This window comes from Paenibacillus elgii NBRC 100335, from assembly GCF_004000865.1.
Taxonomy (GTDB): domain Bacteria; phylum Bacillota; class Bacilli; order Paenibacillales; family NBRC-103111; genus Paenibacillus_G; species Paenibacillus_G elgii.
This window is the reverse complement of record NZ_BIMB01000018.1, coordinates 111340-128531: the sequence shown is the minus strand read 5'-3', so window position 1 is coordinate 128531 and position 17192 is coordinate 111340. Positions and strand designations below refer to the sequence as shown.

Genomic DNA, 17192 nt, shown 5'->3' with positions numbered 1-17192 from the left:
GAGACGGCGGCGGCCTCGGAGGCGCTGCTGCGCGCGATGGCGCCGCAGGAGGAGCAGCCTCCGGCGCTGCCTGCCTTTCCTAAGCTGCACCCGATCGGGCAGCTTCACGGCACGTACATCGTCGCGCAGAACGAGGAAGGACTGTTCCTGATCGATCAGCACGCGGCGCATGAACGGATCAACTATGAGCATTATTACGACAAATTCGGCAATCCTGCGGAAGCGAGCCAGGAGCTGCTTGTGCCGCTGACGCTGGAATTCACCGCGATCGAAGCGGAGAAGCTGGCCGACCGCTTGCCGCAGCTTGAGCAGGCGGGTGTCTATCTGGAGCCGTTCGGCGGGGCTTCGTTCCTCGTCCGCGCGTATCCGCATTGGCTGCCGGCGGGCGAGGAGCAGGCGCTCATCGAAGAAATGATCGAATGGCTGCTCGGCGAGAAGAAGCAGGTAGATATTGGCAAGCTGCGCGAAAAAGCGGCGATCATGTGCTCCTGCAAAGCTTCGATCAAGGCGAACCAAAGCATCGGTCTGTTGGAAATCGAGACGCTGCTCGACCGGCTGGCGGCCTGCCGCAATCCGTATACATGTCCACACGGAAGACCTATTGTTGTGAGCTTTTCGACCTACGAGCTGGAAAAAATGTTTAAAAGGGTGATGTAGTTGTTCGTTACCACCTCCTATGACCCGAATCCCGCACAGCTGAGCGAGGCGGAGACGCTGGCACGCACGCTTGGCGGGCGCTGTATCCAGCGGCGGCGGATGACGCTGGCCCAGCTGCGGGAGCGGTACGGGGACGAGGATATTTTACTGATTTCGAAAGAGCGGATCGAATACCATCACGAACAGCGGCTTCCGCTGTTTTTTCATCCCAGTACGGCAGCGGTCCGGATCAAAAGGCTGCTGAACGGCGAGACGGACCCGCTGCTGTCGCTGGCCGGTGTCCGTTCCGGAGACCGGATTATCGATTGTACGGCGGGGCTCGGCTCGGACGCCATCGTTTTCTCGTTTGCGGCAGGACCCGAAGGAGCGGTAACGGCGCTGGAAACGGCGCGGATACCGTGCTTTTTGTTGGAACAAGGTCTTAAGACCTACCATTCGGAAGTGTCCGGACTGAATGAAGCGATGCGCCGCATTGAGGTGATCCGTCAGGATCATACCGATTATTTGCGTGCGATGCCTCCGGACAGCGCCGATCTGGTGTTCTTCGATCCGATGTTCCGCAAGCCGATCACGGAATCGACTTCGATCAAGGCGATCCGCGGCATAGCAGATGACCGGGCGCTGGCAGAAGAAGCGGTAGCGGAAGCACGACGGGTCGCTCGACGGGCGGTCGTGATGAAGGAGCACCGGGACAGTCAGGAATTCGATCGGCTGGGCTTCGCGGAAGTGCACCGGTCTTCCACCAAAATAGCTTACGGAGTGATAAGATGCTGACAGAGACGGACCGGCATCGGCCGAAGCTGCTTGTGCTGGTCGGCCCGACCGCCGTCGGCAAAACCAAGCTGAGCTTGACGCTGGCCGAAGAATTCAACGCAGAAATTATTTCCGGAGATTCGATGCAGGTGTACCGGGGGATGGATGTCGGTACGGCCAAAGCGTCGCCGGAAGAGCTTGCCCGGGTCAAGCATCATATGATCGACATCCACGACCCGGACCATCCGTTTTCGGTGGCGGAATTTCAAGAACGGTGCGTATCGCTGATCCAGGATATCGATTCCCGTGGAAAGCTGCCGTTTATTGTCGGAGGAACGGGCCTTTATGTCGAATCGGTCTGCTACGACTTCCGGTTCAGCGAAGCGGGCTCGGACGAGGCTTTTCGCGCGGAGCAGGAGGCTTATGCCGAAGCTCACGGTGCGGAAGCGCTGCACGAGCGGCTGCATCAGATTGATCCGGAGTCGGCGCAGCGCCTGCACCCGAACGACAGGCGGCGCATTATCCGGGCGCTTGAGATTTTTCATATGACCGGAGAACGGCTTTCCGACCAACTGAAAACGCAAAAAAAACAGACCCCGTACGAATTGTGTATCGTCGGGTTGACAATGGATAGAGCTTTACTATATAAACGTATTGAAGAGCGAATCGATCTCATGCTCGAGCAAGGGCTGGTCGAGGAGGTTCGGGGGCTTCTGGCGAAAGGTTACGAATCGTCGCTCGTTTCGATGCAGGGGCTCGGCTATAAGGAGATCGCGGCGTACTTGCAGGGAGAGTACTCTTTAGAAGGAGCCGTCGATTTGCTGAAAAAGAATACGCGTCATTTTGCGAAACGTCAGCTTTCCTGGTTCCGGCATATGAAGGACATCGTTTGGGTGGATATGAGTGAAATGGAAGAATTTTCTACCCAACTGGACCGGATTCGTGCTATAATAGCAGACAAGCTAACATTTGGCGTTAACCATTTTTGAGGGGGCCCATTGATGAACAAGTCAATCAACATTCAGGACACGTTTTTGAACCAATTGCGCAAGGAGAACATTCCGGTCACCGTTTATTTGACCAATGGATTTCAAATTCGCGGCGTGATTCGCGCATTCGATAACTTTACGATTATTATCGACAGCGAAGGACGCCAGCAGATGGTGTATAAGCATGCGATTTCGACCTTTACGCCGCAGCGTTCGGTGTCGCTCATGCAGCAGGAAAACAACGCCGAATAGCGGATTTTTTGGGTAGCGGCCAGAATTTGGAAGCCGGAGGAGCAACTTTTTCAAGCTTCCATACGTCTAAATGGATATGAAACATAAGAGCAACCCGGCTCGTTAGGGTTGTTCTTTGTTTAGTAAGCCTTGATGCAGGTTAAATAGGCTGTGCATTGCACACAGACACAGAAAGGGAGTCGGGGCATGACGGGAAGAAACAGCAAAACACCGGGCCAAGCACCGAAGGAGAAGAAACCGACATCATCCGCAAAATCATCTGCAAAATCATCCGCAAAACCGAAGAAAAAGAAGAAAATCACCATAGGCAAAGTTCTGGCATGGACGTTCGTCACCGGCGCGCTCGCCGCCATTTGCGGGATGGGGGTATACATCTTCGTCCTGGTGAACGGCGACAAGATCGTTGAGAATAACATGGATAAGCTGAACTTTAGTGAAGCGTCTATCATTTACGACGCAGCCGGGCAGGAAGCAGGCGTTTTGAAGGTGGAGAACCGGGAAAATGTCGATCCGACCGAGATTCCCGATTTGTTGAAGCAGGCGTTCATTGCTACGGAAGACCAACGCTTTGAGCAGCACCAGGGCGTCGATTTGTTTTCTGTCGGACGCGCGCTCGTGAAGGATGTCGTCGCGCGCAGCATGGTCGAAGGCGGGAGTACGATCACGCAGCAGCTCGCCAAAAACGTATTTTTAAGCTCGGACAAAACGTTTTTCCGCAAGGCGACGGAAATGTCCATTGCGCTTGCGCTTGAGAAGAAGAAAACGAAGGACGAAATCATAACCTATTATTTGAACCGGATTTATTTCGGCAACCGGGCGTATGGCGTGAAGGCCGCTTCCAAAGTGTACTTCGGCGTCTCCAATTTGAAGGACTTGAAGCTGTGGCAGATCGCTACGCTCGCGGCGATGCCGAAAGCGCCGAACACGTACAATCCGATCTCGAACCCGGATAAATCGAAGGACCGCCGGGCAGTTGTGCTCAAGCTGATGCAGGAGCAGGGCTACATTACGGAAGCCCAGCGCGCGGAAGCCGTCGCCGTAGACTTCGCGCCTCCGGCGAACGTGGGCAAATCGCAGTATCAGACGTACATCGATTACGTCCTTAAGGAAGCGCAGGATATGTATAAGTTCGACGAGGACGATTTACTGCGGGGCGGGTATAAAATCTATACGACGCTTGACCCGAACGCCCAGCAAATTATGGAGCAGACGTACGCAAACGACAAGCTGTTCCAAAAGGACGGACCGGAGCAGAAAATGCAGAGCAGCATGGTCATCCTGAACAATGAGGACGGCGGTATCGTTGCGATGATCGGGGGCCGGGACTACGTAACGCGCGGCTTGAATCGCGCAGTCGCCCAGCCACGGCAGCCGGGCTCGTCCTTCAAAACGCTTGTCGCTTACGCGCCGGCTATCGAATCCGGCAAGTACAATCCGTACAGCAGGCTGCCCGACGTGCAGAAATCGTATAACGGCTATTCGCCCCGCAACTACGACGGGGTGTACCGAGGCGAAGTGAGCATGTTCGATGCGGTCAAGAAGTCGATGAACCTTCCGGCCGTCGATCTCTTGAGCCAAATCGGCGTCAAGACGGGAATTGATTTTGTCAAAAAACTGGGCATCGACCTCGATGAAAAAAACGATCGCAACTTGGCGATTGCGCTTGGCGGATTGAACAAAGGCGTAACGACGCTGCAAATGGCGCGTGCTTATAGCGCGTTCCCGAACAACGGCAATTTGCCTACTGCGCACGCCATTACTAAAATTGTTGGCGATGACGGCAAGGTCACTCCGTTCAAAGGTGAAACCAAGTCTGTCATGAGCGCCAAGACGGCTTGGTATATGACCCAGCTCATGCAGGGTGTCGTGGAGCCGGGAGGTACCGGAGCGGCGGCGAAATTCGATCGTCCGCTGGCGGGAAAGACAGGATCAACGCAACTGGACATCAAAGGGCTCGAGAAATACAACCGTGACTTGTGGTTCGTCGGCTATACGCCGGAATGGACGGCAGCTGTATGGATGGGCTTCGACAAAACGGATTCGAAGCATTATGTTTCGATGAGCAGCGGCAGCGCCGGCGTTATTTTCAAGGAGGTCATGCAAAAAGCGCTGGCCAAACGCCCGATGACCTCCTTCAAGCGGCCGGACGGCGTCCCGGATCTGACTGCGCCACCGAAAGGGATTTCCGATTTGAATGCCGAGCACATCGTGATGGGCGGCAATTCGAAGGTACAACTTAAATGGAGCGGCGTTGGCGACAATATTACGTATCAGATCTTCCGCAAAGACAGCAAGATGGCAGACTTCCCGGCAGAGCCGACACAAAGCACGACGATGACGGAATTTTCGGAGTTCATTTCTCAGCCGGATACGTATGACTATGTCGTAGTGCCTTACAACGCCGAGAACAATACGACCGGCGCGCGCTCGAACGTGGCGACGGTCAAGGTTGATACGCTCGGCGGAAATCCGCTCGACCCGCTGCACCCGGGAACCGATCCGAACGGCAAGCTTGACCCGAATTCGCCGGGAGGACCGGGAACGAATCTGCCGGGTACCGGACAACCGGGGAATGGCGCGGGAACCGGTCTTCCGGACCAAGGGCAGCGTCCTGACCAGGAAGGCGGAAACGGAACGGACGGCCGTCCCGGCACGGAACAAGGTACGAAGCCCGGAACAGGACAGGGCGGCGGCACACGGTCCGGTGGCGAGACTTCGCAGCCGGGAGGCAATAATGGAGCCGGAACAGGGACGGGACGCCCGGGAACGGATAGCGGCACTGGAACCGATACAAGGACCGGAACGAACGGCACGAGCCCTACGGGCGGCACGAATTCGGGCACGCAGACGAACGGCGGTAAAGGCCATGGAACCTCCGGAACGAGCGGCGGCAAGAACGGCCCAGGAACTGGCAACAGCACGGATGCAGGAGCCGGGGGCTCTTCCAGAGGCGGCAGCGGAGCAGCGGGAGGCACGACCGGTTCCGGTACTTCGACAGGAACGACGGATGGAGCGGGAACCGATACCGCTCCGACAGGATCAACGACACAGACGGGACGATAATGCGATCACTTCGTCCCGCTGTGCGAGACAATTTTTGTTTTACGGAAAGCTCGTAGTATAATAGAACATGTGAAGGTTGGTTTATATAAACTTTGACATAATTGGAGTTGAATTTGATCCGATGAATGCAGAAATGGTAAGAAAAACGGCAAAGTGGGCATGCGCTGCAGCGCTGCTCGCTATGATTACGACCGGCTGCGGCACGAAGCCAGCTCCGGAAGCTCAGAAGGAACCCGCACAGAATGGCAGCCAGACTGCCGGGCAGACGAACGGTCAGGCCGGAGGGAAAACGGGCACTGAGCAGGCATCCAAAAAATCTTGGTCGTCTCCGCCTGCGATGTCCATCGATCCGAACAAAACTTACAAGGCGACGGTCAAGACGTCCAAAGGCGATTTTACGATTGAGCTGTACGCCAAGGAAGCGCCGAAAACCGTAAACAACTTTGTATTTTTGGCGAAGGAAGGCTTCTACGACAACATCACGTTCCACCGGATCATCAAGACATTTATGATCCAGACGGGCGACCCGCTCGGCAATGGGACGGGGGGCCCCGGTTATAAATTTGAAGACGAGCTGAAAACGTCGCACAAGTACGAGCCGGGAATCGTCGCGATGGCCAATTCCGGCAAAAATACGAACGGCAGCCAATTCTTCATCTGCACCGGCGATGACAGCAAGTCGTTGAACCAGCGTCCGAATTATACCATCTTCGGTAAGGTGGTTGAAGGCATGGATGTTATCCAGAAGATCGCCGAGACGCCTGTTAAGCAAGGCAGCGAAGCATCTCCGAGCGTTCCGACGGAGAAAGTAACGATCCAATCGGTTGCGATCACCGAGAAATAAGTTGACAGCAGCGTGGCATGCCACGCTGCTTTTGCATTCATCGGCATTCGTCTGGTGATCGGCGAAAAACCGAAATGCATGATTTGAAACGAAACTCCCCTGTCTTACGTCTACTAAGAAGAGAGTCCAAATGATGAAGCAGTGCTTGAATCGCTCGCCTAAGGAGAAATGTCGATCATGCCGAATCATGAACCGCGTGTTTGCTTACTGCTGCATGGATTTACCGGCGGACCGTTTGAGCTGGAGCCGCTTGCGGATTATTTGCGGCAGCAGGGCTATGTTTGCGTGCTGCCTACGCTCCCGGGTCATGATGCAGAAATGCGGATGATGCGTGGCGTTCAGTGGCAGGACTGGCTGAATGCCGTTGCAGTAGAAGCGGACCGGTTAAGCCGGCAGTACGGCGCGATCGATGTGGTCGGTTTTTCGATGGGTGGTCTGCTATCCGCTTATGTGGCTAACCGTTTTCCGGTCCGTCGTCTCGTGCTGCTTAACGCGGCGGTCATTTATGTGAGCCCGGGAAAGTTTATCCGCAATTTGGCGCAGCGTGTCCGCATCGGGCTGCGCGAGCCTTGGGAGCGTCCGAAAAGCGTGTCGCTTTCAGCGCCCGTTCAGTTTATGAAGCTGGTCCGATATGCGAAGCAGCAGGAGCTGCCGCGAATTTCCGTGCCGACGCTCGTCGTTCAAGGGAAACAAGATCAGGTCATCCACCCCTATAGCGCCCGGTATATTTATGACCGGCTCCGGGGCGAGAAAGAGCTGCTCTATATGCCGCATTCCCGCCATATGATTTGCTTGGAGCCCGAGGCTCCACAGCTATTCGCGGCCGTTGCGGGCTTTTTGGACTCATCGAATGAACAGCATAGGGGAGTTTGAGTTGAAAGCTACAGGATTCAATCATGTGACGATTCGCGTATCCGATTTGTCCCGATCGTTGTTATTTTACGAATCATTGCTGGGAATGAAGCTCGTACATCGCGGGCGTCTCGACGTTTATTTGGAATGGGGAAGCGCCTGGATATGTTTGATCGAACGAAGCTACGAGTCTTCGGAGAAGCCGAGTTACGGCGTTGACCATATTGCATTTACCATAACGGAAGAAGATTTCCATGACGCGGCGGTCAAGCTGCAGGGGGCGGGTGTTCCCATCGTCAGGGGGCCGCTGGAGCGGGGAGGCGGGTACAGCATCAACTTTCTCGATCCGGACGGTACCGAGCTGGAGCTGTTTACGGGCAGTTTAGCGGAACGTATGAAGGGGTGGTCCTGATGGCCGGGGTGAACCGCGTAAAGCCGATTGCGACAGGACTTCGCAGCACCACCAGGAAGCTTTTCCGATTCATGTTAGCCGTGGGCGCTGTGGCGCTGTTATGGGTCGGCTTCATTCAATGGCGGATTGCTGCACTGCCGGACGAGAAACTAGCTCCGCACGACGTTGGAGTCGTGCTCGGAGCGGCCTTATGGCAAACGACGCCGAGTCCGGCGTTAAAGGAACGGCTGGACCGTGCGGTTGAGCTGTACCAAGCCGGTGTCATCCCCCGCATCATCGTGTCCGGCGGCTACGATCGTGCCGATTCGCTGCTGACAGAGGCGGAGGGAATGCGCAACTACTTGGTGGACAAAGGAGTGCCGAGCGAATCCATTTATTTGGAAAACGAAGCGCGCAGCACGCTGCAAAATATACTGTTCAGCCAAACGATCATGCGGGAACACGGCTGGACTTCGGCGGTTATCGTCACTCACCGCTATCATGCGGTGCGTGCGCTCGATATGGCGCGATTCCTGGGCTACGATTCCCCTTCCGTATCGCCAATGGAATCCAGCGTACTTTCGATGGCTTGGCACAAAGGCAGGGAAACGCTCGCGTTGACGAAATGGCAGTGGGACAAGATGCGGGCCGCCTTCGGATATCGGCCGATCACCTGAGTCCGGAGGGTAATGTGAGGCGGAAGCGGTTTATTTTCAGGGGACAAGCTGGTATAATGAAGGTTGATCTCCAGGCGCGAAGGAGTTGATTGCATTGCCTTTCGGAAACATCGGTATCGGAGGACTTCTTCTGATTGTCATCGTGCTGCTGCTGCTTTTCGGTCCGTCCAAGCTGCCGGAGCTCGGAAGAGCCTTCGGTCGGACGCTTAGTGAATTCAAGGAATCGACCCGTGGACTTATGTCCGGGGATAAAGACGATAACAAGCCGCAGGACGATAAAAAAGCCTGAATGCCGGCGCAAACTCCCTCTACCATGTGCTCGTTCTGAGCCTGGAATAGAGGGAGTTTTTTCGTAGCCCATTTTTTAGAGCTAAAGGTTGTCCATTGGCTTCGTACGATAATGATAGGCGAAGAGCTTCTCATAGCCCGCTCCCGAATAAAGCCGGATGGCCGGGGCGTTGTCCGCGACCACCTGCAAATATAAGCGGTCCGCTCCTTGATCCCGGCTCCAACGCGCCAACTCGTGAACGATGCGCTTGCCGATGCCCTGACCGCGAAGCTGCGGATGAACGACGATATTGATGAAGCCGGACCATCCGTCTTCAGCGACGGCAGTGCCCATCCCGACGCAATGGTCACGTTCCATGATGCTTACATAGGCGGTCGGGGCCTCGATCCGGGCGAAGAGGTTATCGTAAAACTCCAAGAGCTTGGGAGCGAAGCCTTCCATTGCCAAAAAATGCTCCAGCCATGAGGCATCATGCGACGGTTCGACAACGGCGCGCAGCGAATTTCCGTCCACGGGCTCCGTCCGCCATATCGCTTGACTAACGTCCGTCGTCATGAAGAGGCACGGCACTTCTTTTATGTATCCCCGGCGTTCGAGGCAATCGTCCAACCCGGAGGGCGAGGCTTCGCTGATATGAAAGCGCGGAGTCAAGCGATGGCTCCTATAGAACGCTTCCGCTTCGGCGATAACCTTTTCATCTCCGGTCCATTGCTCACTGCCGTCAACGGTCCATACGCTGTTTGCTCGCTTCGTCACCCCATCGGATGCCCGCAGAATCCAGCCTTCGCAAGGCTGCTCAAGTTGGGCCGGCCATGTCCGCAAAGCCAGTCGTTCCAGGTGGCGGAACATCGATCGATCTTGCAATATCTTCATTTGTCCGCAGGCCTCCACTTGGATCGAATTTTATTATGAATATACATATGAATGAATAAAAATTCAACTCTTTTATTTTTTGGCAACAAGGAAAGAAAGGGGCAAGCGGCCAGAACCGGGCGGATATTTGTTTTGCTTCAGGGAGTTATAAATGTTCCTCCGGCCGACTATTAATTAGGGTAGGGGAAGGTGATGAAATGACTCCAGAGACAAACAGGCTCATTACTACGAGAGACCGACAAATCAATGTTGTTTTCAAATCAACTTCTCCTGAGCCGCTTTCCGTACAGGAAAAAGTTGATTCAAAAGACGTCATGCAGGCCATGGAAGCATTTTCGGATATCTACAAAGAGCTGGACAAGATGATCGGCTTAGACGAGATCAAAGAGCTTGTTTTTCAAATTTATGCGATTTTGCAAATCAAGCAATTTCGCTCCCAAGAAGGGCTGCAGGTTAGCTCTAACGTCTATCACATGATCTTCAAAGGCAACCCCGGTACGGGAAAGACAAGTGTCGCCAGAATTATCGGGAAGCTGTTCAGATCCATGGGACTGCTCTCCAAAGGACATCTGATTGAAGTGGAAAGAGCGGACTTGGTCGGTGAATACATCGGCCATACTGCCTTGAAGACGAGAGAAATGGTCAAAAAAGCGCTTGGCGGCATTTTGTTCATTGATGAGGCATACAGCCTGGCTCGAGGCGGAGATAAAGACTTTGGCAAAGAAAGCATCGATTGCTTAGTAAAATCCATGGAGGATCACAAGAACGATTTTATTCTTATTTTGGCCGGATACCCTAAAGAGATTGAGGATTTTTTGAAGACGAATCCCGGGCTGCCTTCCCGTTTTCCGATTCAGGTTAATTTTTCCGACTATACGATAGACCAACTGATCGAGATTGCGAAGCAAATGGCGGCGGAACGGGAATACGTTATTCTTCCTGAAGCAATCCATAAAATCAAGAACCATTTGATGCAAGAGAAGTTATTGAATCTGAATTTCAGCAATGCCCGTCACATTAGGAATCTGATCGAAAAAGCAATCCGATTTCAGGCTGTAAGGCTTGTTCGAAGAGCAAGAAAACTGACAAAGCAGGATCTGCTGAATCTGACGCATGAGGATTTCTATATTAACGGCAAAACAGAGGAAGAGTCTTATTTTAACCTGAAACCATCGTAGCGGAATGCTGCGCTTTCCAAGCAAAGGTGAGGCTTTCATGCCTCTTTTTTGTGGTATAAAGGGACAAGCACTCCGATGAGCCAAAGGCTGAAGCGGTTCGTCTGGTGAATTGTGCGTTATTTTTGTTTATATGGTAAAATCGGGGGGCTGATACATTGGATTTTGGATAAACCCCAGAAAATGGAGATAGATTTTTGTTAAGGAGGAAGATGCGTGGAAAAACAAGGAGCAGTTAAAATTTTCGAAGGCAAACATATTTACTTGCGGGCTGTCGAAACGGATGACTTGGATGATTATTATGTGTATTTGTCCGATCCGACAACGAGCAGGTTCACGGGGACGCAGAAAGTGTTTTCTAGACAAGCGGCAGCCAGTTGGATTGAAACGATCTCAAAACCTGATTCAAGCCGTGTGGACCTCATGATTATTTCCCAAGCGACCGGTCGTCTTGTGGGAGAAGTGGTATTGAATGATATTGATCCGGTAAACCGGAGCGCGAACATCCGGATTGCCATAGCAGGCCAAGCGAATCAAGGGAAAGGCTGCGGCACGGAAGCGATGCTTCTCATGCTTCATCATGCTTTCGGAACCTTAAACTTACATAGGGTAGAACTGAGTGTTTACGCTTTTAACGACAGAGCGATTCATGTCTACGAAAAGCTGGGCTTCAAAAGAGAAGGAGTTCAAAGGGATTGCTTATTTTGGGACCATCAATATTACGATGCGGTAACCATGAGCATATTGGAGCATGAGTTTCGGAAGCTGCATATGCCGGATTGATTCAACGACGGAGTTTAAATTACAGCTTTGGAGGTTTGGTTCATGAGATCCGAAGATCAAATTAAACGTATGATGATTCAATTGGAGCAAATGGTACAAAGATTAGACGAAGTGCACAACGAAAATGAAATAAACGAAATTAAAGCAAAGATTGAAATTTTGGAATGGGTGTTGGATGCGCCCGCCGGTAAATATCATGCATAGTATTATTGACTTTTTGGATTAACAAGAACTAGGTCGTCTGAACAACCTAGTTCCTTATCACCAACTATTTTTTCAAAACGTTTAGAGCCGATCTTAGCTTTCTTGCAAATATAATAGGATTTTCGATATTTTCCAAATGAAGATAGATCAAGCGAGGCTTCTCAAATAACCAATGGTTGTGTATTGCGGTTACTTTAAAATTGCGTCTTCGGGCTGCATCGATAAAACGCTGTACTTCCGATTGCAAAAGCGTGATTTCACCGGTATTTAATGTAGTCCCGTTTTTGAGAGATTGAATCGTAATTTCATGTTCCGTTTGGTAAGGTCTGCCCAAAATTGTGGCATTTAATTTTCTTTCGATCATAATAGAGCAGCTTTTACCATCGGACATGCCTTTCCCGCCCAGAATGGTTGCCAGACGGTTGCAAAGGGCTTTGGAAATTTTCATCTTCTGAACCTCCCTTCAGACGTGGATGGTTTACCATATGAAGCAAGAAGCATCTTGGTATGAGCGTTTGTAGCTGTCTAAAAAATGTAGCAGATTAAACTCGCCGGATTTTTGTTGACATGAGAGGCTTGTCGGTATAAAACCAGAAGAAGATCATTAGAATGATAATTAAAGAAAATAGCGCGTAATCTGTTCAAAAAAACAAAATACATAGTTCAAGTATTTATAGAAAAAGTTTTATTCCTTGAAGATGGAATCGAAATTGGTTTAAAATTTGGTGGTCGACAAAGGCTGGAACGCTAAACCCCAAAGGAGATAATTAAACTTATATGAAAAAAACGATTCACGAAGTAACGGGAGAAATTCAAGACCGCGCGGTGCTGGTCAGTCTGGTCACGCCGCAGCTTAAAAAACAAGAACTGTACGATCCCGACCATTCGCTCGCGGAGCTGATCAGCTTGGCTGAGACGGCCCAGGTCGAGGTGCTCGGCACGCTAACGCAAAATAAGGAGTATACCGACTCCAAATGGTTCATCGGCAAAGGTAAAGCCGAAGAGTTGAAAGCGATGCTGGAGCAAACCGGCGGCAATACCGCCATCTTCGATCAGGAGCTGTCCGGCGCGCAGGTGCGCAATCTCGAGCAGTATTTGGATGTCAAAATTATTGACCGAACGCAGCTCATTCTGGACATTTTTGCGCAGCGGGCGAAGACGCGGGAAGGGATTATTCAGGTCGAGCTTGCCCAGCTCAGCTACCTGCTGCCGAGGCTGTACGGACAAGGCAAAAACTTGTCCCGTCTCGGAGGCGGCATCGGGACGCGGGGTCCCGGGGAAACGAAGCTGGAGACGGACCGACGTCATATCCGCGAGCGAATCGCAGAGCTGAAGCGGCAGCTGCAAGAGGTGGTCAGGCATCGCAGCCTGCACCGGGAGCGCCGCAAAAAGACCGGCGTGTTTCAAGTGGCTTTGGTCGGTTATACAAACGCCGGAAAATCCACTTTGCTTCGGCAATTGACTCATGCCGACGTTTATGTCGAGAACCAGCTGTTTGCAACCCTCGATCTGACTTCGCGCTCGCTTGAGCTGCCGGGCGGTATGGAGATCGTCGTCACCGATACGGTCGGATTTATTCAAAATCTGCCTCACGATCTGGTCGCGGCCTTCCGGGCGACGCTGGAGGAGGCTTGCGAAGCGGATCTGATCCTCCATGTCGTCGACAGCTCGTCCGAGATGATGGCCGCGCAAATGAAGGTCGTCGATCAAGTATTGGAAGAATTGGGGGCTCATGGAAAAGAACGCGTGACGGTGTTTAACAAAACCGACCTTTGCTCCCCTGAGCAGAAAGAGCTGCTGACGACCGACGGACCGTTTGTCCGCATCTCGGCTTACCGGGAAGAAGACTTAAGCCTGCTTGTTGAGCTGATCGAATCCCGTTTCATGGGCACAAGCCGAACCTACCGCATACCGGCAGACAAAGGCGATCTGATCTCGCTCGTCTATCGGGTGGGCGAGGTGTTGGAAAATGAAGTGGATGGGGAAGAGATGCGGTTCAAGGTCCGGGTGAACAACAAAGAATACGACAAAATCGGTTATCTGCTCGCCGCTTACGATGAAGCGCGCCCAACGCAAGAGGAACCCAAGGGAGAGACATGGTAGGATGTTTAAGGAGAAGGTGCTTGGCCTGATGGAGCAGGCCGAGCTGCAAATCGAGGGGAAATTGAAAGAGATTGACCGCGTGATCGACCGGAACCAATGGAAGGTCATCCGCGCTTTTCAGAAGCATAAAGTGAGCGATTATCATTTTGCAGGCTCGACAGGCTACGGCTATAACGACCGGGGACGGGAGGTGCTCGATCTGGTGTACGCCGACGTGTTCGGCGCCGAGGCCGCGCTTGTCCGGCCGCATTTCGTTTCGGGAACGCACACGATCGGCACGGCGCTCTTCGGGGTGCTTCGTCCGGGAGACGAGCTGCTCATGATGACCGGACGGCCCTACGATACGCTGCATAAAGTGATCGGCAAGCCGGGTGACGGGCAAGGCTCGCTTCAGGATTGGGGCATTGCTTACCAGGAGGTCGCGTTGCTGGAGGACGGGTCCCCGGATTTTGCCGCGGTTGCGGAGCGCATTACACCTCGGACGAAGGTGATCGGCATTCAACGTTCCCGTGGCTACGCTTGGCGTCCGTCGTTCACCGTAGCGCAAATCGGAGAGATGGTGCGGTTCGTCAAAGAAATCAAGCCGGACGTCATTGTATTTGTCGACAACTGCTACGGGGAATTTACAGAGCTGACCGAACCGACAGAGGTCGGCGTCGATTTGATGGCCGGGTCGCTGATCAAAAATCCCGGTGGCGGCCTTGCGGCTACGGGAGGCTACGTCGCGGGCAAGAGCCGCTACGTGGAGCTGGCTTCTTACCGCTTAACGGCGCCTGGTATCGGCGGCGAGGTGGGCGCCATGCTGGGGACGACCCGGGCTATTTTCCAAGGGCTGTTTCTGGCGCCTCATCTGGTAGGGCAGGCCGTCAAGGGATCGGTTTTTGCCGCGTCGGTGTTCGAGCAGCTTGGGTTCACGACGCATCCGCGCTGGAACGATCCGCGAACCGATCTGATTCAGGCGGTTCAATTCACGGGGCCGGAGCATTTGATCGCTTTCGTACAGGGGATTCAACAGGCGGCTGCGGTCGATGCCCATGTCGTCCCGGAGCCTTGGGACATGCCGGGGTACGAGCATCCGGTCATTATGGCTGCGGGCACGTTCATCCAGGGCGGAAGTCTGGAGCTTTCGGCGGATGCGCCGATCCGGGAGCCGTACATCGCCTATATGCAAGGCGGGTTAACGTATTCGCATTGCAAAATGGGCGTGTTGACCGCGATCCAAAATATGATGGACCGCGGATTGCTGCCATAACATCGTTTGTCTGTAATTCGATGCGCGGGTGCAGGTCATCCGCGTATTTTTTGTGAGAAAATATACTGTAATATGGGTTGACATAAGGCGAAAACCTTACATAACTTGACACGTTTTTTGAACAAGGTTACAATAGCGGTAAGGTTCTAAGTGCTTAGGAGTGATGGTCATGAGTGATGATATCCGCAGGAATATGGCGCTTTTTCCCATCGGCATCGTAATGAAGCTGACCGATTTAACCGCGCGGCAAATCCGGTACTACGAACAACACGAGCTTGTAATTCCGGCCCGAACGGGAGGCAACCAGCGGTTGTATTCGTTCAACGATGTCGAGAGACTGCTCGAGATTAAAGATTTGATTGAAAAGGGAGTCAACATCGCAGGAATTAAGCAGGTGCTGCTGCCGGTCGACAAAAACTCGGAGGAAGCGACCGTCTTGAATGAGCAAACCGAGGTTAAGCGCCGGGAGTTGACCGATACGCAGCTACACAGAATGCTGAAGCAGCAGCTGTTGGGTGGCGGCAAGCGTCCGAATCAGGTATCGCTGATTCAGGGCGAATTATCCCGCTTTTTCCGCAAGTAATGCTGTGTCGGGGCCTGTTCCGGTAGCGCTTTCGCGACTTTGCCGGACATCGCTCCGTTAATTTGTCTCATAGTTTAAGGAGGAGATTGTACAGTGACGGATAAACAATACACCAAGGAAGACATTCTGCGCATCGCCAAGGAAGAAAATGTAAGATTCATCCGCCTGCAATTTACCGACCTGCTCGGTACGATTAAGAATGTAGAAATTCCCGTAAGTCAGCTGGAGAAAGCTCTCGACAACAAAATGATGTTCGACGGTTCTTCCATCGAAGGCTACGTTCGTATCGAAGAATCCGATATGTACTTATACCCGGATTTGAATACTTGGGTTGTTTTTCCATGGGTGACGGAAGACCGTGTTGCCCGTATGATTTGCGATGTGTACCTGCCGGACGGCCGGCCGTTCCCGGGCGATCCGCGCGGCATTCTGAAATCGATGCTGAAGGAAGCCGAGGAAATGGGCTTCAGTTCGATGAATGTCGGTCCGGAGCCGGAGTTTTTCTTGTTCAAAACCGATGAAAAAGGCAATCCGACGATGGAATTGAACGATCAGGGCGGTTATTTCGATCTCGCACCGACGGATTTGGGAGAAAACTGCCGCCGCGAAATCGTACTGACGCTGGAGGAGATGGGCTTCGAAATCGAGGCGTCTCACCACGAGGTGGCTCCGGGTCAGCACGAAATCGACTTTAAATATGCAGACGCCATCAAAGCGGCCGACCAGATTCAAACGTTCAAGCTCGTTGTCAAAACGATCGCAAGACAGCATGGCTTGCATGCCACCTTTATGCCGAAACCGCTGTTCGGCGTGAACGGTTCCGGAATGCACTGCCACCAATCCCTGTTCCGCGGCAAAGAGAATGCGTTCTACGAGGAAAGCGACAAGCTGGGTCTGAGCACGTTGGCCAGACAATACATGGCAGGTATTTTGCGTCATGCCCGCGCTTTTGCGGCCATTACGAACCCGACGGTCAACTCCTACAAACGTCTGGTGCCAGGCTACGAGGCGCCTTGCTACGTGGCGTGGTCGGCCAGCAACCGCAGCCCGATGATCCGCATTCCGGCTTCGCGCGGTCTCAGCACGCGCGTGGAAGTGCGTAACCCGGACCCGGCGGCCAACCCGTATCTTGCGCTTGCCGTTATGCTTAAAGCAGGGCTCGACGGCATCAAGAACAAAATGCAGCTGCCGCCTCCGACCGACCGGAACATCTATGTGATGTCCGAAGAGGAGCGGGAAGAGCAGGGTATCCCAAGCCTGCCGGTCGACTTGAAGCAAGCGATCGATGAGCTGCTTCGCGACGATGTGATCTGCGATGCACTCGGCGATCATGCTCTCGCGCATTTCGTCGAGCTCAAAGAAATCGAGTGGGACATCTACCGGACTCAAGTTCACGCTTGGGAACGCGATCAGTATTTGACCCTTTATTAATACTTAGCAGGTATTAGCAGC

General features: G+C 53.1%; 19 protein-coding genes. 17 read left to right on the top strand and 2 right to left on the bottom strand.

The window, feature by feature from the left end; all coding sequences use genetic code 11:
- The 10 genes from PEL01S_RS15835 to tatA form a co-directional block, all read left to right on the top strand.
- Nucleotides 1-657, top strand: a 657-nt coding sequence (locus PEL01S_RS15835) for a DNA mismatch repair MutL family protein (protein ID WP_503826320.1), incomplete at its 5' end; no start/stop codon positions are given.
- Nucleotides 658-1431 (top strand): class I SAM-dependent methyltransferase, encoded by a 774-nt coding sequence (locus PEL01S_RS15830; RefSeq protein WP_127460963.1) that lies wholly within the window; start codon nt 658-660, stop codon nt 1429-1431.
- Nucleotides 1425-2399, top strand: coding sequence for a tRNA (adenosine(37)-N6)-dimethylallyltransferase MiaA (gene miaA, locus PEL01S_RS15825; RefSeq protein WP_127460962.1), 975 nt, complete (start codon nt 1425-1427; stop codon nt 2397-2399). Before PEL01S_RS15830 ends, miaA begins: the two co-directional genes overlap by 7 nt.
- 12 nt (nt 2400-2411) lie before the next feature.
- Nucleotides 2412-2651 carry an RNA chaperone Hfq gene (gene hfq, locus PEL01S_RS15820; protein WP_063180435.1) on the top strand — a complete coding sequence of 80 codons (240 nt, stop codon included), beginning with the start codon at nt 2412-2414 and terminating at the stop codon, nt 2649-2651.
- A gap of 186 nt (nt 2652-2837) precedes the next feature.
- On the top strand, nt 2838-5714 hold the full coding sequence (locus PEL01S_RS15815) for a PBP1A family penicillin-binding protein (RefSeq protein ID WP_127460961.1): 2877 nt from the start codon (nt 2838-2840) through the stop codon (nt 5712-5714).
- A 121-nt stretch (nt 5715-5835) separates the two neighbouring features.
- Entirely contained in the window at nt 5836-6558 is a 723-nt protein-coding gene (locus PEL01S_RS15810) for a peptidylprolyl isomerase (RefSeq protein ID WP_127460960.1), read from the top strand.
- A gap of 177 nt (nt 6559-6735) precedes the next feature.
- Nucleotides 6736-7431 (top strand): alpha/beta hydrolase, encoded by a 696-nt coding sequence (locus tag PEL01S_RS15805; RefSeq protein ID WP_239551103.1) that lies wholly within the window; start codon nt 6736-6738, stop codon nt 7429-7431.
- A 1-nt stretch (nt 7432) separates the two neighbouring features.
- A complete protein-coding gene (locus PEL01S_RS15800; RefSeq protein ID WP_127460958.1) occupies nt 7433-7822 on the top strand; it encodes a Fos family putative thiol transferase in 390 nt (129 codons plus the stop codon).
- The gene (locus PEL01S_RS15795; RefSeq protein WP_127460957.1) at nt 7822-8478 is read left to right on the top strand and encodes a YdcF family protein; all 657 of its coding nucleotides are present in this window, start codon (nt 7822-7824) and stop codon (nt 8476-8478) included. The genes PEL01S_RS15800 and PEL01S_RS15795 overlap by 1 nt, the downstream gene beginning before the upstream one ends.
- Before the next feature lie 94 nt (nt 8479-8572).
- Complete coding sequence (gene tatA / locus PEL01S_RS15790) at nt 8573-8767, top strand: twin-arginine translocase TatA/TatE family subunit (RefSeq protein WP_010494167.1); 195 nt, start codon at nt 8573-8575, stop codon at nt 8765-8767.
- An 81-nt stretch (nt 8768-8848) separates the two neighbouring features.
- Here the strand turns inward: tatA and PEL01S_RS15785 are convergent, their stop codons facing one another.
- Complete coding sequence (locus PEL01S_RS15785) at nt 8849-9640, bottom strand: GNAT family N-acetyltransferase (protein ID WP_127460956.1); 792 nt, start codon at nt 9638-9640, stop codon at nt 8849-8851.
- A 197-nt stretch (nt 9641-9837) separates the two neighbouring features.
- Here PEL01S_RS15785 and PEL01S_RS15780 point away from each other — a divergent pair, with 197 nt between their 5' ends.
- The 3 genes from PEL01S_RS15780 (at nt 9838) to PEL01S_RS34520 (ending at nt 11802) form a co-directional block, all read left to right on the top strand.
- Entirely contained in the window at nt 9838-10818 is a 981-nt protein-coding gene (locus PEL01S_RS15780; RefSeq protein ID WP_164824283.1) for an AAA family ATPase, read from the top strand.
- Between the two features lie 213 nt (nt 10819-11031).
- Nucleotides 11032-11598, top strand: coding sequence for a GNAT family N-acetyltransferase (locus PEL01S_RS15775; protein ID WP_127460955.1), 567 nt, complete (start codon nt 11032-11034; stop codon nt 11596-11598).
- Between the two features lie 42 nt (nt 11599-11640).
- The gene (locus PEL01S_RS34520; protein WP_157244036.1) at nt 11641-11802 is read left to right on the top strand and encodes a hypothetical protein; all 162 of its coding nucleotides are present in this window, start codon (nt 11641-11643) and stop codon (nt 11800-11802) included.
- 64 nt (nt 11803-11866) lie between these two features.
- Here the strand turns inward: PEL01S_RS34520 and PEL01S_RS15770 are convergent, their stop codons facing one another.
- Nucleotides 11867-12250 carry a DUF1259 domain-containing protein gene (locus PEL01S_RS15770; protein WP_063180451.1) on the bottom strand — a complete coding sequence of 128 codons (384 nt, stop codon included), beginning with the start codon at nt 12248-12250 and terminating at the stop codon, nt 11867-11869.
- A gap of 329 nt (nt 12251-12579) precedes the next feature.
- Here PEL01S_RS15770 and hflX point away from each other — a divergent pair, with 329 nt between their 5' ends.
- The 4 genes from hflX to glnA all read left to right on the top strand — a co-directional run bounded on the left by hflX (nt 12580) and on the right by glnA (nt 17171).
- Nucleotides 12580-13905, top strand: a complete 1326-nt coding sequence (gene hflX, locus PEL01S_RS15765; RefSeq protein WP_127460954.1) for a GTPase HflX — start codon at nt 12580-12582, stop codon at nt 13903-13905.
- 1 nt (nt 13906) lies between these two features.
- Complete coding sequence (locus PEL01S_RS15760) at nt 13907-15157, top strand: methionine gamma-lyase family protein (RefSeq protein ID WP_127460953.1); 1251 nt, start codon at nt 13907-13909, stop codon at nt 15155-15157.
- A gap of 169 nt (nt 15158-15326) precedes the next feature.
- Nucleotides 15327-15740, top strand: a complete 414-nt coding sequence (locus tag PEL01S_RS15755) for a MerR family transcriptional regulator (RefSeq protein ID WP_010494149.1) — start codon at nt 15327-15329, stop codon at nt 15738-15740.
- A 93-nt stretch (nt 15741-15833) separates the two neighbouring features.
- On the top strand, nt 15834-17171 hold the full coding sequence (glnA, locus tag PEL01S_RS15750; RefSeq protein ID WP_010494148.1) for a type I glutamate--ammonia ligase: 1338 nt from the start codon (nt 15834-15836) through the stop codon (nt 17169-17171).
- Nucleotides 17172-17192 lie beyond the last annotated feature (21 nt).

Bases quoted from the DNA above. Each gene is read 5' to 3' on its own strand.
- miaA (WP_127460962.1), top strand. From the start codon at position 1,425: ATGCTGACAGAGACGGACCGGCATCGGCCGAAGCTGCTTGTGCTGGTC.
- hfq (WP_063180435.1), top strand. From the start codon at position 2,412: ATGAACAAGTCAATCAACATTCAGGACACGTTTTTGAACCAATTGCGC.
- PEL01S_RS15815 (WP_127460961.1), top strand. From the start codon at position 2,838: ATGACGGGAAGAAACAGCAAAACACCGGGCCAAGCACCGAAGGAGAAG.
- PEL01S_RS15810 (WP_127460960.1), top strand. From the start codon at position 5,836: ATGAATGCAGAAATGGTAAGAAAAACGGCAAAGTGGGCATGCGCTGCA.
- PEL01S_RS15805 (WP_239551103.1), top strand. From the start codon at position 6,736: ATGCCGAATCATGAACCGCGTGTTTGCTTACTGCTGCATGGATTTACC.
- PEL01S_RS15795 (WP_127460957.1), top strand. From the start codon at position 7,822: ATGGCCGGGGTGAACCGCGTAAAGCCGATTGCGACAGGACTTCGCAGC.
- PEL01S_RS15785 (WP_127460956.1), bottom strand. From the start codon at position 9,640: ATGAAGATATTGCAAGATCGATCGATGTTCCGCCACCTGGAACGACTG.
- PEL01S_RS15780 (WP_164824283.1), top strand. From the start codon at position 9,838: ATGACTCCAGAGACAAACAGGCTCATTACTACGAGAGACCGACAAATC.
- PEL01S_RS34520 (WP_157244036.1), top strand. From the start codon at position 11,641: ATGAGATCCGAAGATCAAATTAAACGTATGATGATTCAATTGGAGCAA.
- PEL01S_RS15770 (WP_063180451.1), bottom strand. From the start codon at position 12,250: ATGAAAATTTCCAAAGCCCTTTGCAACCGTCTGGCAACCATTCTGGGC.
- hflX (WP_127460954.1), top strand. From the start codon at position 12,580: ATGAAAAAAACGATTCACGAAGTAACGGGAGAAATTCAAGACCGCGCG.
- PEL01S_RS15760 (WP_127460953.1), top strand. From the start codon at position 13,907: ATGTTTAAGGAGAAGGTGCTTGGCCTGATGGAGCAGGCCGAGCTGCAA.
- PEL01S_RS15755 (WP_010494149.1), top strand. From the start codon at position 15,327: ATGAGTGATGATATCCGCAGGAATATGGCGCTTTTTCCCATCGGCATC.